This is a genomic window from Janthinobacterium sp. 67, from assembly GCF_002797895.1.
Taxonomy (GTDB): domain Bacteria; phylum Pseudomonadota; class Gammaproteobacteria; order Burkholderiales; family Burkholderiaceae_D; genus Janthinobacterium.
In genome coordinates, this window is sequence record NZ_PGES01000001.1 from 404,494 (window position 1) to 417,204 (window position 12,711).

The following is a 12,711-nucleotide window of genomic DNA, read 5'->3' on the forward strand; positions in this document are numbered from 1 at the left end:
CTTACTGTTGCGGCCAGCGCTGTGGCTGCTTGCTCTTGATGAAGTCAGCGACTTTCTTGACGTTGGCGTAGCCATCCACGTCTTTCCACGTCGTGTACATGAAGCCTTTGACGCTGTTAACGCCATTGGCTTCCGCTGCCGTCAACGCATCGAGCCATGATTTGAGGGCATCGAGCTCCGTGCTTTCATCATCATAGTAGCCGGCAATCATTTGCTGATGGCCCAGCGCATGGAAAAATTCCAGCGACTTTTTTTTCAGTGCCAGCGTATTCGTATATTCCTTTTCCGAACCTCCTGTCCAGTTGACCACGGTGGTGCTGGATTTCAATCCTTTCCACGAGTCGGTTAGATCTCCATTGACTGCCCAGTATTTGGGAATCGCGTTCATCTTTGGGTCGAACATATCATTCCAGACATACAGCTCCACGTTGGGGTAAACGTCCAGGAGTACCTGTTGATGCCGTGCGATTGTATTGGCCAGATATTTCCCGCCTGTTATATTGCCGCAAGCTGGGTCCCAATTCATGACCCGATTCTCGTCGTAGTAAAGAAAGAACTTCTGTGGCGCCGATAAGAGCGCGTAAGTTTTGTCGAAGTATCTTTTTTGAATATCAAAGAATTTTTCGTGACAGGCGCTGGCCGGCGTTGACCACATCGACGTCATATTCTGGCCAGATTGATAGGAGGATACGCGGAGTATCTGGCCTTCCCGGATCGTGCTATTGGCCGGAATTGACAAGGACTCCATGCCGACGATGTAATCTGCCGGTGTCTGGGCGTCGCTATTCCACTCGGCGTAGCTGATGCTACCGTCAGCGGACGTCACGCTGATTGGCAGTGATTGTGGATCGCGTCTGATCGTGTGGGAAAGGCCGATTTCGCGGATTTCGACATCGTCGAGCCAGGCAAGGCCATCTGAGTTGCTGCCATTGCCCTCGTTCATGAAATATAACTTCAAGCTGGAATTGTTGCCGCTATTAAAATCCAGATTGTATTGCTTCCAGCCTTGGGTAGTCGCGATGATATTTTCGTCGGAATTCCACAGGCCGTTGCTCGTGCCCCAACCCAGGCGCGCATTCGGATTGGAGTACATGGGCGTTGCACCCTCGCCATAAATGCGTATGCTGAGAGGCGCATTGTAGTTTTTTGTTGCGATCCAGAAGGACATGCGATATGCCGCATGCGGTCGTATATTCGACAGGGTGCGCAGCAGGCGCGCGCGATTGGTCTGGCTTGCTTGCGTGAATTTGACGGAAGTCTGGCCCGAGTGCGCTTCAATGGTGTCGTAAGCAAGGCCGCCGACATTTTTTTCGATCAGATCCCACGCCGCATCGCGATTTTCAAAGCTGCTGTCGCTATTGATGATCTGGCCCTGCGGAACGGCGTGTCCATCGTGCACGATGAAAAGAGTGTCTTTGACAGGCAAGGCTTCGATCAAGTCAGGCGCGACTTTGGCTGGCATTTCCGGGCCGCCGCCAACTGGAATCAGCTCGATACCGTTTTCTTTGGCCACTCGCACGATTTCCGCGTAGTTCGGATAATAATCAGGGGGAGGGGCAGTTGCGCTTAACATGCTGGCGAACGATCCATTGGCACCAGGATTGAATGCAATGCCATTGTAGCCTTCGGCCTTGGCGACGTGGATCAGTTCCAGCAGCTTCTTGTGGCGGGCATCCGCAGAAGTTGGAGCCCTGGTGATATTGCCGCTAAAATAAATCCAGCGTTTTTCAAAGCAGTTCGTGCACGAGGGCGTTGTCGCGTTGGCGGAAAGTACCGGCAGCACACTGGCGCATAAGAGCGCAAGCGCCGTCCACAACATTGTCTTTTTCATTTTCATCAGATATCCCTGTTTTAAATTTTTGATAATATCAAAAAATCATCAAAACAAGCGCATGTTCATCGATAATAGTTGGCTATTTCAATGCCATATCAATCAATGCGCTATCGCGCCACTGCGGACAGGGGCCGTCCGCAGTGCATGCGTTGGAGACGAAATTATTTAAAACGCCGTGCGCACGCTCAGGCTGATGTTGCGCGGCTCGCCCCAGAACACGCCGTCGAAGAAGCCCACGTTGCGGTAGTACTTTTTATCGAGCAAGTTATTCACGTTCAGCTGCACGCTGGCGTGGCGGTTGAGCGCGTAGCTGGCCATGGCGTTGAACAGCGCGTAGCCCGCTTGCGGGATATTCGTGATCTTGTTCGATGGCGGGCGGCCGTACCACGACTCGCTATAGGTGGCGCTTTGCGCCGTCATGCTGGCGCCCGCCCGCAAGCCGGCCAGCTTGCCGTCGAAACGGTAACTGGTGGCCAGGCGCAGCAAGTGGCGCGGCTGCGTGGTGGCGGCGCGGCGGCCATCGGCCTCGGCCGCGTGCAGATAGGTATAGCCGCCGCTCGCTTCCCAGGCGGGCGTGATCTGGCCGGAGACGTCGAACTCGACGCCCTTGGCCGTCACGCCGGCGCCATTGGCCACCATGGCCTGGCCGCCATCGGGCAGCAAGAAGCCGGGCGGTACCGTGCGGTCGAGTTCCGCCAGGTTTTTTTTCTTCGTGTGGAACAGGGCGGCCGATGCGTTCAGCTTGCCTTCATAGAATTCACCCTTGATGCCCAGCTCCGCATTGTCGCCCGTCTCCGGCGCCAGGAACTGGTTGTTGCGGTCCTTGCTCGATTGCGGGTTGAACAGCTGCGTGAAGCTGGCATAGGCCGAATATTGCTTGTTGATGTCGAACACGGCGCCCACATAGGGCGTCACTTCATTGCGCGTCTCGGCAAAGTCGCTATTGTCCGTGTGCACGCCCCGTGTATCGTAGTTGCGCGTATCCGTGCGGTAAGTGCTCGTGCGCGCGCCGATGATCACGTGCAGCGGATCGGCCAGGCTCAAACGCGTGGCGACATAGCCGCCCGCCAGGCGCGTGACGGCTTCCGTGTGCGAGCCGTCCGGGTGGAAAACGGGGCGGGGAATGTTGCCCGTCCAGCTGCGGTAATCGGGAACGAAGGCCGGGTAATCGATGTCCGCCTCGCCGCCGAGCGAGCGGGCGCGCTGGTTGCCGCCGTTCCAGCCGACGATGGCCGTATGCTTGCGCCCCAGCAAGGTGAACGGGCCGCTGGCGTACAGGTCGAAATTGTCGTTGGTGGTCTTGCCCGGGCCATAGGCGCCCGTCCACAGCAGCATGCCTTTGCCCGTGGCCGGGTCGGGATGGCCGCCACCCGCATAGGCGACCGTGGTGCGGTTCGTGCTTTCCGTACGGGCATAACCGAGATGCATATTCCAGTTGCCGGGCAGGCGCTGGTCCAGCGAGGTGAACAGCGTGTGCTGCTTGTTGGCCCAGGTACTCCATGGCGTCGTGAGGCTGGTATTGCGCGGCAAGTTGGCCAGGCTGCCGTCCGCGTTCCAGTAGGGCACGGCGCCCCAGGTGGCGCCCGTGGGCTTGTTGTCCTGGAAGTCGACACCTGCCGTCAGCAGGGTGCCGGGACGCAAGTCCGCTTCGACGATGACCATGCCGACCGTCTTGCGTTCGTGATACATGTCCAGGTAGGAATCGCGTTTTTGCCAGGCCAGGGCCGTGCGGGCGCGCACGCTGCCCTCCGCGTTCAGCGGCGTGGACAGGTCGGCTTCGAAGCGCTGGTCATCCCAGCGGCCCATGATCAGGCCGGCGCTGGCCTGGAAGGTTTTCGTCGGCCGCTTGCGTATCATGTTGATGGTGGCCGACGGGTCGCCCTTGCCGCCCATCAAGCCCGTGGCGCCGCGCACGACTTCGATGCGGTCGTACAAAATCGTGTCTTGCAGCGGCGCATTGCCGCCGCGCTCCATGCCGTCGATCTGGAGATTGTTGATGCCGAAGCCGCGCGCATAAAACCGCGTGCGTTCCGTGTCGTTCTGGCCCACCTGGATGCCCGTCGTCTGCGCCAGCGCCTGGTCCAGCCGTACGGCCCCCAAGTCATCGAGCAGTTGGCGCGTGATGACGCTGACCGATTGCGGCGTTTCGCGCAAGGTCAGCTCCATGCGCGTGGCGCTGCGCGCTTCGCCCGCCGTGTACGATTGCGTGCCTTCCGTGGTCGCCGTCGACTGGCCCAGCACGGTGACGGCCGGCATGGTGACGTCGGCCGCGGCGGCGTCGGCTGCCTGTGCCGGCAAGGCGACGCCAGCGGCAAGGCCGAGCAGGGCGATGTGTAATAAACGGGGGAGGGGGCGCAAGGCGGGCCGGCGCGAAGAAGTAAGGACTGTCGGTGATTGCATCATTTTCCTGGAATATTTTTAGTCGTGAGTGTTCCTATCTCGTCTGGCGAGGTGCGCAGTAGCTGGGGGGATGGCTTGACGCTGGCCCGTGGTCTGGCTTGGATAGCAGTTCCACCGCAAGGCCCGGCGCGGACGGGCAGTGGAAAAGAAGGGCGCGCGATTCTCGTCATTTTTGTAAATAAGAATCATTATCAATATAAGCGAAATTTGCCAAATAATCAAGCGCGCGCACCAAAATAGTGCGGAAGGGCCAAGGGCGGCGCATCGCCCGGCCTTCTGCGATAATGCAGGCGCTGACAAATATTTTCCTCTTTGAAAGAAATGCATGCGTACATGGATCGCCTGTGCCGGATGGTTGTGTGTCGTATCTCTGGGCCAGGCCCAGGAACACGCGCCGCCGCCGGCTGTTCCCGCGCCGCTGCAAAGCGCCAGCGCGCCGCCCGCCGCCGATGCCGTGACACCGTCCGTTACACCGGCCCCGACCGCCGCGCCAGCGGAGGAGGCGCAGCCTTCGCAAACGGTGACGATCACGGCGAGCAACGACGCCAAGGCGCCGCGCGTGCGGTTCACGTCCTACCGTGAAAGCTATCTGACGGCCAGGAAAGTGTGGCAAGTGTCGAGCGGCAGCGTGGTCATGGCCCTGCGCCTGATTCCTGCCAAGCTGAGCGCTACCATCGACGACGTGCGCGTGGCCTTGCAAGGCAATGGCGCACCCATGCCGATCAAGGTATCCGATGGCGGCGTGTTTGTCGTGCCGCTCAACGATGATATCGCCGCGCAGGATGGCACTTTTCTCGTGAACAAGGGCAAGGGCGAGCTGACGGCGAATATCGTGCTCCAGCCGTCCGTGGCGCGCGATGCGTGGAACGTCACGCGCGTGGGGCAAGTCCTGCACGATGCGCGCCGTGCCGTGCGGGCCATCACGCCGTGGTACAAGCGGCCATTCGCCAGCGACGTGCAATCGCTGGCCTTTTGCGCGGCCGAGCGGGGCAGCGCCTTGCGCTTGATGGATGGCGAGCAATTGATTGCCACCTTGCCCATGAACGAGGCGGCCGTCAACGACATCAACCAGCCCGTGTTTTGCAAGATTTTCGACGGCGAAGACAAATATCCGGGACACTACCGCGTCGTCTTGCCCGAGCAGGCGACGGTGTTGCTGCTGTAGCGTCTAGTTGGGCTGGCGCTGTACCAGTTCCAAAGCGGCCGCCAGGGCCAGGTCCATGGTGGCCTGGTGAAAGATCAGCCATTGCGGCAACAGCGACAGCGCATGGCGTCCCTGCTCCAGGTCGCCTTCATCGACGGCGGCCCAGGCATGGTGCAAGCCGCTGAGTACGCGGGCATGCTGTTCGCGGTGGTTGGCCAACGAGGGAAAGGCGATTTGTTCCATCAAATCTTCTTCCTCGCGGAAATCGCGCTCGACGGCCGCGATCAGCTCGCGAAACGCCACGCTGAAATGCTGGTCGCTCAGTTGCTGCAGCCGCGCCAGCTCCTGAAACAGCGCCTCATGCGCCTCGTCGATGACGGGAACACCCAGCGCCATCTCATCCTTCCAATGCGATTTACCCATGCCGATGCTCCCGGTTAAGTCCGTCGCGGTGCGAAGCGGACTGTTCCAGTGTGGACGCAGCCACGCTTCAAATCCATGACCTGGATCAAAAATATGGTGAAGAGGGGGAAGGCTAAGAGAGCGAGAAATGAAGGAAAAGGGGGAACAAATCCCCATCCGCAATAAAGCGGTTTTAATAACGATGCGCTTCGTTACCCAGCGACGTTTTCTCAGCCGCGCGTATTAACGCTTGGGCCAATGACTCCACATGGCTTGCGCATCGACATTCGGTACTTGCAACTGCTGCCCGGCCGATGTCTGCATCGTATCCCTGAGCACGAGGGGCACGAGCAGCAAGGCCGACAGGGCGAGGCAGGCCAGCACTTTGAGCGTCAACATGGTCGTCTCCCGGTGTCCCGGCGGCGGCGCGAGGATGCGGCGCCTGCCGGTCACTTCCTATGTACTACCATGCTTGCAGTTTAGTTCATCTGATTGAAACTTCAACTAGTTGCTGTGACGCACTGCACCAGTTACGCCTCTTATTTGGCCTTGCGGCTGCGCCGTGGCTTGCCTGCGGGAGGCAGCAAGGAATCGAACCACACTTGCGTCAACTGCCGCGTATTTTTTGCCGCTTCGCGCTTGACGGCGGCCGTCGCGTGGCCGCGCGCCGTGTTGGCGATGCGGTTGGCGGCGCTCAGGTACATGCTCATCCAGGGGTTTTTCATGGACAGCCTCGCAGATAGTGGGTGGGAATGCCTCCACTCTAAACTGATCGCCAGCGCTGACCGTGCGCCTGCCCACATAGCCGGGCGGTGCTGGCGATGGGCTGAGCCAGATCAATACACGTCGCGGCGGTAGCGTCCCGCCGCCAGCAGGGCGTCGACGCCCTCCTGGCCCAGCACTTCTTGCAGTACAGCATCGATTCCTGCCGCCATGCCTTGCAGGCTGCCGCACACGTAGACGATGGCGCCTTGCGCCAGCCACGCGCGCAACTCGCCGGCGTTGGCGCGTAAGCGGTCCTGCACGTATTGCCGTGCTTCGCCATCGCGCGAAAAGACCTTGTCCAGGCGCGCCAGGTGGCCAGCGTCGAGCCAGCCTTGCAACTCTGTGCCGCAGATGCTGTCAAAAGCTTGCTGGCGTTCGCCGAACAGCAACCAGTTGCGGGCCAGCCCCGCCCGCTGGCGCGCGCGTAGATGCGCACGCAAGCCGGCCAGGCCGGAACCGTTGCCGATATAAATACAGGGCACGTCGACGAGAGCGGGCGCGAAGGCGGGATTGGCTTGCAGGCGCAAGCGGATGGGGCTGCCCAGCGGGGCGAAACGCGTGAGCCAGCCGGAACAGACGCCAAATCCCTGATTGTCCTCGCCCGCATGGCGTTCCTGGCGCACCAGCAACTGCAGTTCGCCATCGGAGGGCAGCGAAGCGAGTGAATAGCTGCGGGGCGCGTGGCGGGCATTGTCGGGGTGGCTACCCTCGCTGCCGTCCGCGTTGCATGGAATGATTTCGGCCAGCGCGCCCGCTTCCCAGATGGCGTCGGCCGGGCCCGTCAAGGTGATTTCATGCAATTCTCCACCCTGGCTGCCCGGGTTGAGCAGCACGCGGCGCGCCAGGCGCCACTTGGCATACGACGCTTCTTCCTGCACGCCGATGGCATCGATGGCGCTGCCGCTGCAGCGGGCCAGCGCTGTGGACCAGTCGGCCAGGGCGGCAGGGTCGTGCTTGTCCACTTCGATCAGCGGGAATAATGGATGGGCGCCCAGCGCTTGCAATTGCCGCGCCAGCGCATGGCCAAAGCCGCAAAAGGCGCTGTAATGGCGGTCGCCCAGGGCCAGCATGCCGAACTCCAGGCCCGCCAGCGGCGTGCCGGCTGTTGTTTGCAGCAGGCGCGCAAAGCGGCGCGTGCCGTCCGGCGCCTCGCCTTCGCCAAAGGTGCTGGCGACGATCAGGGCCCGTTCGTACTGGCACAATTGGGCGGGATCAAACCGGTCCAGCGACTGCACGGCGACGGCCACCCCCGCCTGCTGCAGGGCGCGCGCGCTTTCCAGGGCCAGGCGCTCGGCCTGACCCGACTGGCTGGCGTAGGCGACGAGCGTCGGCAAGCCGGTATTTGGCTTGTCCGCTGCGCCGGCGCCCAGCATGGCGCGCTGCGCCTGGACTGCCTGTTTTGCCTTGCGGCGGCCCAGGTACAGCATCCAGCCCGTGACGGCGAACAGGGGCAGGCCCAGGCTGGCCAAGGTAACGACGATGCGCCCCGGCAAGCCGAAATACGTGCCCATGTGTAGCGGATAAATGATGTTGACGAGGCGCGCACCGAGCCCCTGCTGGCTGTACGGCTCGTTTTCCGTGACCGTGCCGTCGGCCGGTGCAATGCTCATGCGGCTGCGCGCCCGTTCATGCGGCGCATCGCCGGCCAGCCACGTGAATTGCACGGCTTCGCCGGCGCGCGTGGGCAGGCGCACGCTGGCCAGGGTCCAGCCGGCGGCGTGCTGCTGGAAGCGGGTCCAGGCCAGGCTGATGTCGACGACGGGCGCCTGCTCCTTGCCGCCGCCTTTTTTCGCGGGCGCCTGTGCCATCCTTGGCGGCTTGCCGGCCCAGGCGTCGATGTTGTCGCGCACCACGTCGTAGCTCCAGTAAATGCCCGTCAGGGTCAGCGCCACGTAGACGAGCAGGCACCAGGTGCCGGCCACGGCGTGCAGATTCCACAAAAAAGAGCGGCCCTTCAAGGCGGGATCGAAGGTCAGCCACGTGCGCCAGTCCAGAGGACGGCGGGGCCAGCGCAGATACAGGCCCGACAATGCCAGACCCAGCAGGCACAGGGCCAGTGCGCCCGCCACTTGCCGGCCCGGATCGCGGGGCAGCAGCAGCCAGCGGTGCAGCGATTCCGTCCACTCGAAAAATTCCGCACCCGTCAAAGCAGGCTGGGTCGCGCCCGTGTACGGATGCGCGTAGATGGACTCGCCGCGCCGCTGCCCATTCCTGGGCGCGAAGAACAGCCGTGGCGCCGCGCCCGCTTGCGCATACACGGTGACCGAGGCCACGCGCTGGCCGTGTTCGGCGCCAGCGATGCTGCTCAGCTGGGCCGGCGTCAGAGGCGCCCGGGTTTCTACGGTTACATGGCGCACGCCGGGGTTCATGACATCAAGTAACTCATCCTTGAAGGCCAGGGTAGCGCCGCTGAGACCAATGATCACCAGCACCGTACCGGCCGTGATGCCGATAAACCAGTGCAATTGAAACCACACCTGCTTCCAGTTCCAGTGCCAGCGCCGTTGTTTTGGCGTAGCGGCAAGCTGGCGCACCGCGCACACGTCGTCGGTGCTGGCGCGCAACTGGGGGAGGGAAGAAGTGGTCATGGCGGCTTTCGATAGCGCCGCCATGCAGGTATCAGGCATGGCGGGGAAGAAGGAAGGCTGACATATTAACGCAAACGAGAATCATTCGCAAATGATGGCAGCCTGTTTTCACGTGGCGGGGGCCATCCCCGTTTGCCTGATCGGGCACTATAGGCGCTACAATAGGGATACTGTTCACTAGTTCCCATTGCTGCCATGACCACTTCCACACCGAATCTCGTCGTCACCCCGTCCGCCCACCCCTTGTCCGACGCCGAGCGCGCCGCGCGCATGGTCAACCCCGCTTTCGGCCGCATCTTCACCGACCACATGGTGGTGATTCCTTACCGTGACGGCAAGTGGCAGCAGGGCGAACTGAAGGCTTACGGCCCGCTGATGCTGGACCCGTCCGCCTCATCCCTGCACTACGGCCAGGCCATCTTCGAAGGCTACAAGGCGTTTGCCCAGCCGGACGGCAGCATCAAGACTTTCCGCCCGGAACAAAACGCCGAGCGCTTCAACCGCAGCGCCGCGCGCCTGGCCATGCCGGCCATTCCAGTCGAGCTGTTCCTGGAAGCGGGCGACGCGCTCATTTCGCAAGACCGCAACTGGGTGCCGAAGAACACGGGCGAAAGCCTGTACATGCGTCCGCTGATGATCGCCACGGACCCGTACCTGGGCGTGCGTCCGTCGGAAGAATACCTGTTCGTGCTGTTCGCCTCGCCGGCCGGCGCCTACTTCCCGAAAGGCGTGAAACCCGTCACCGTGTGGATCAGCGAAGACTTCGTGCGCGCCGCGCCGGGCGGCACCGGTGAAGCCAAATGCGCAGGCAACTACGCGGCCAGCCTGATGGCCCAGTCGCAAGCGCAAGAAAAGGGCTGCGACCAGGTCGTGTGGCTGGACGCCGTGCACCGCGAATTCATCGAGGAAATGGGCGGCATGAACCTCTTCTTCGTGTATAAAGATGGCGAAAAGATCACCGTCGTCACGCCGGAACTGACGGGCACCTTGTTGCCAGGCATCACCCGCCGCAGCCTGCTGGAAATGGCGAAGGACCTCGGCTATGCGACGGAAGAGCGTAAATTGTCCGTCCAGCAATGGCGCGACGACATCGCCTCGGGCCGCATGACCGAAGTGTTCGCCTGCGGCACGGCCGCCGTCATCACGCCGGTGGGCGTGGCCAAGGCCAACGGTTTTGAAATGACGATCAACAACAATGAAAACGGCGCCGTCACCCTGGCCCTGCGCGAAGCGCTGCTGGGCTTGCAGCATGGCACGGCGGCCGATACGCATGGCTGGATGCATAAAGTTTGCTGATGTACACGTTTGACTGATACCGCGCCGGCACCCAGTTGCCGGCGTTTTTATATCTTGAAGGAATACGATGAAAATTCGCTCTGTCTTGCCCGCGCTGGCCGCCGTTTTCCTCAGCCTGTCCGCTGGCGCCGTCCATGCGGCCGACGCCAGCTGCGCCATTCCGCGCAACGTCAGCTATTACGATTACGATGTGAAGCCGTCGGACGAGAAAAACACGTGCTACAAGCAAAGCACCAACGTGCCCACCGATTACTTCATGCTGGCGCTGTCGTGGTCGCCGGGCTTTTGCGACAGCCAGCACCGCCGTGGCGCCGTGTCGAAAAAGGCAGCCTTCCAGTGCGCCGAGAGCAACCACTTCGGCTGGATCGTGCATGGCCTGTGGGCGCAGTCGAACAATCCCGCCACGTGCGAAGATATTTCCGTGACGCCGCCGCGCAAGACGGACATGCATCCGCGCTACTGCAAGGGCAATTTGCCGAAACTGGCGCCGTCGGACATCCTGCCCTATATGTGCATGCAGCCGGGCGAAGCCTTGCTGCAGGGCGAATGGGAAAAGCATGGCGCCTGCGATTTCGATACGGCCAAGCAGTATTTCGAGAAGGAGCGCGAACTGTTCCTGGCCTTGAAGTTGCCGGACTCCACTATGCCGAAAAACGCGCTGTTCCAGTGGATGAAACAGCACAACCCGCAGCTCAAAGGCCGCTGGCTCGGCTATGAAAAGCATTCGGGCGAGTTGCGCATCTGTTATTCGAAAGATTTTAAAGTGATCGACTGCCAGAAGTGATGGACCTTGCCTGCCGGCAGAGTCCGCCCATCCATGCTAGTGTATTGCCCGGATCAGCAAGATGAACAGGTAGTGTATTTATGCAGCAGACTAGGCAGCGGCACACGCAAGCCCTCATGGTAGGCGAGGACGGCTTGCCGCCCGGCGCCCGTTTATGGGCCATGCTGGCGCTGGCCATCGGCGTCGGCATGGCCTCGCTCGATACGGCCATTGCCAACACGGCCTTGCCGGCCATCGCCGGCGAGCTGCACACGACACCGGCCGCTTCGGTCTGGATCGTGAACGTGTACCAGCTGGCCATGGTGGCGACCCTGCTGCCGTTTTCCGCGCTCGGCGAAATCGCCGGCTACCGGCGCGTGTTTATCTCCGGCATGTTCCTGTTTTCCTTGGCCTCGCTTGCCTGCGCGCTGGCCTGGTCCTTGCCCTCGCTGGTGGTGGCGCGGCTGTTCCAGGGCGTCGGCGCCAGCGCCATGATGAGCGTCAACACGGCGCTGCTGCGCGCCCTGTATCCGAAACACTTGCTGGGCCGCGCGTTCGGCAACAATGCGCTGGTGGTGGCCGTCGCGTTCGCCATCGGGCCCACGGCCGCCTCGCTGATCCTGGCGACGGCATCGTGGCCGTGGCTGTTCGCCATCAATGTGCCGCTGGGCGTGGCCGGATTTTTCCTCGCCAGCCGCATGCTGCCGGCGACAAAACTGTCCGGTCACACCTTGGATGCGCGCACGGCGCTGTACAACGTGGGCGCCTTCGGTTTGCTGATCTTGTTGTTCGGCGACGCGGCCCATCACGCGGCCCTGTCGACCTTGCTGCCGGAACTGGTGGCCGTCGTGATCTTTTTTGTGTTGCTGTTGCGCCGCCAGGCGGGGCACGCGGCGCCCATGCTGCCGATCGACCTGTTTCGCCGTCCATTATTTCTGCTGTCGTCGCTGACGGCCATCTGCACGTTCGCCGCGCAGGGGCTGGCGTTTGTCTCGCTGCCATTCTATTTTGAAGTGACACTGGGCCGTTCGCCCGTCGAGACGGGTTTCCTGATGACGCCATGGGCCGTGCTGGTGGCCGTGATGGCGCCCGTGGCCGGGCGCCTCAGCGACCGGTATTCGCCGGGCGTGCTGGGCGGCATCGGCCTGGCGGCGCTGGCCGGCGGCTTGCTGACACTCGTGTGGATACCGGCCCACCCCAGCGTCGTTGACATCGGCTGGCGCATGGCCTTGTGCGGTATCGGCTTCGGCTTTTTCCAGGCGCCCAATCTGAAAGCCATCATGGGCAGCGCGCCGCCCGAGCGGGCCGGCGGCGCCAGCGGCGTGGTGGCCACGTCGCGCCTGATCGGGCAAGCCACGGGCGCGGCGCTGGTCGCGTACTGCTTCACGGTCTCGGCCAGCCGGGGCACGACGTATGCGCTGTGCCTGGCGGCAGGGTTCGCCGCCGTGGCCAGCATCGCCAGCTTCTCGCGCCTCGTGGTGGCGCAGCCGGCGTGGCTGCAAGGCAAAGGCAGTTAAGC

General features: G+C 62.2%; 10 protein-coding genes. 4 read left to right on the forward strand and 6 right to left on the reverse strand.

Features of this window, described 5'->3' with window-relative positions:
- Position 1: 1 nt before the first annotated feature.
- Together CLU90_RS01850 and CLU90_RS01855 are read right to left on the reverse strand one after the other, a co-directional pair.
- Positions 2–1,837: a hypothetical protein gene (locus CLU90_RS01850; protein ID WP_157808703.1), complete on the reverse strand. Its 1,836-nt coding sequence runs from the start codon at positions 1,835–1,837 to the stop codon at positions 2–4.
- Positions 1,838–1,999: 162 nt separating this feature from the next.
- Positions 2,000–4,234 (reverse strand): TonB-dependent siderophore receptor, encoded by a 2,235-nt coding sequence (locus CLU90_RS01855; RefSeq protein WP_157808704.1) that lies wholly within the window; start codon positions 4,232–4,234, stop codon positions 2,000–2,002.
- Positions 4,235–4,559: 325 nt separating this feature from the next.
- Between CLU90_RS01855 and CLU90_RS01860 the strand changes: the two genes are divergently transcribed.
- Positions 4,560–5,399, forward strand: coding sequence for a hypothetical protein (locus CLU90_RS01860; RefSeq protein ID WP_139178234.1), 840 nt, complete (start codon positions 4,560–4,562; stop codon positions 5,397–5,399).
- A gap of 3 nt (positions 5,400–5,402) precedes the next feature.
- Here CLU90_RS01860 and CLU90_RS01865 read toward each other — a convergent pair whose 3' ends face one another.
- The 4 genes from CLU90_RS01865 to CLU90_RS01875 form a co-directional block, all read right to left on the reverse strand.
- Positions 5,403–5,801, reverse strand: a complete 399-nt coding sequence (locus CLU90_RS01865) for a bacteriohemerythrin (RefSeq protein WP_157808705.1) — start codon at positions 5,799–5,801, stop codon at positions 5,403–5,405.
- Positions 5,802–6,023: 222 nt separating this feature from the next.
- A complete protein-coding gene (locus CLU90_RS29030; RefSeq protein WP_157808706.1) occupies positions 6,024–6,179 on the reverse strand; it encodes a hypothetical protein in 156 nt (51 codons plus the stop codon).
- 140 nt (positions 6,180–6,319) lie between these two features.
- Positions 6,320–6,505: a hypothetical protein gene (locus CLU90_RS01870; protein WP_100427032.1), complete on the reverse strand. Its 186-nt coding sequence runs from the start codon at positions 6,503–6,505 to the stop codon at positions 6,320–6,322.
- A gap of 111 nt (positions 6,506–6,616) precedes the next feature.
- The gene (locus tag CLU90_RS01875; protein ID WP_092713041.1) at positions 6,617–9,133 is read right to left on the reverse strand and encodes a PepSY domain-containing protein; all 2,517 of its coding nucleotides are present in this window, start codon (positions 9,131–9,133) and stop codon (positions 6,617–6,619) included.
- A gap of 195 nt (positions 9,134–9,328) precedes the next feature.
- Here CLU90_RS01875 and CLU90_RS01880 point away from each other — a divergent pair, with 195 nt between their 5' ends.
- The 3 genes from CLU90_RS01880 to CLU90_RS01890 all read left to right on the forward strand — a co-directional run bounded on the left by CLU90_RS01880 (position 9,329) and on the right by CLU90_RS01890 (position 12,709).
- Positions 9,329–10,429 (forward strand): branched-chain amino acid aminotransferase, encoded by a 1,101-nt coding sequence (locus tag CLU90_RS01880; RefSeq protein ID WP_058050799.1) that lies wholly within the window; start codon positions 9,329–9,331, stop codon positions 10,427–10,429.
- A gap of 67 nt (positions 10,430–10,496) precedes the next feature.
- Positions 10,497–11,213, forward strand: coding sequence for a ribonuclease T2 family protein (locus CLU90_RS01885; protein WP_092712929.1), 717 nt, complete (start codon positions 10,497–10,499; stop codon positions 11,211–11,213).
- An 80-nt stretch (positions 11,214–11,293) separates the two neighbouring features.
- Positions 11,294–12,709, forward strand: a complete 1,416-nt coding sequence (locus CLU90_RS01890) for an MFS transporter (RefSeq protein ID WP_092712931.1) — start codon at positions 11,294–11,296, stop codon at positions 12,707–12,709.
- The last annotated feature ends 2 nt before the right edge of the window (positions 12,710–12,711 follow it).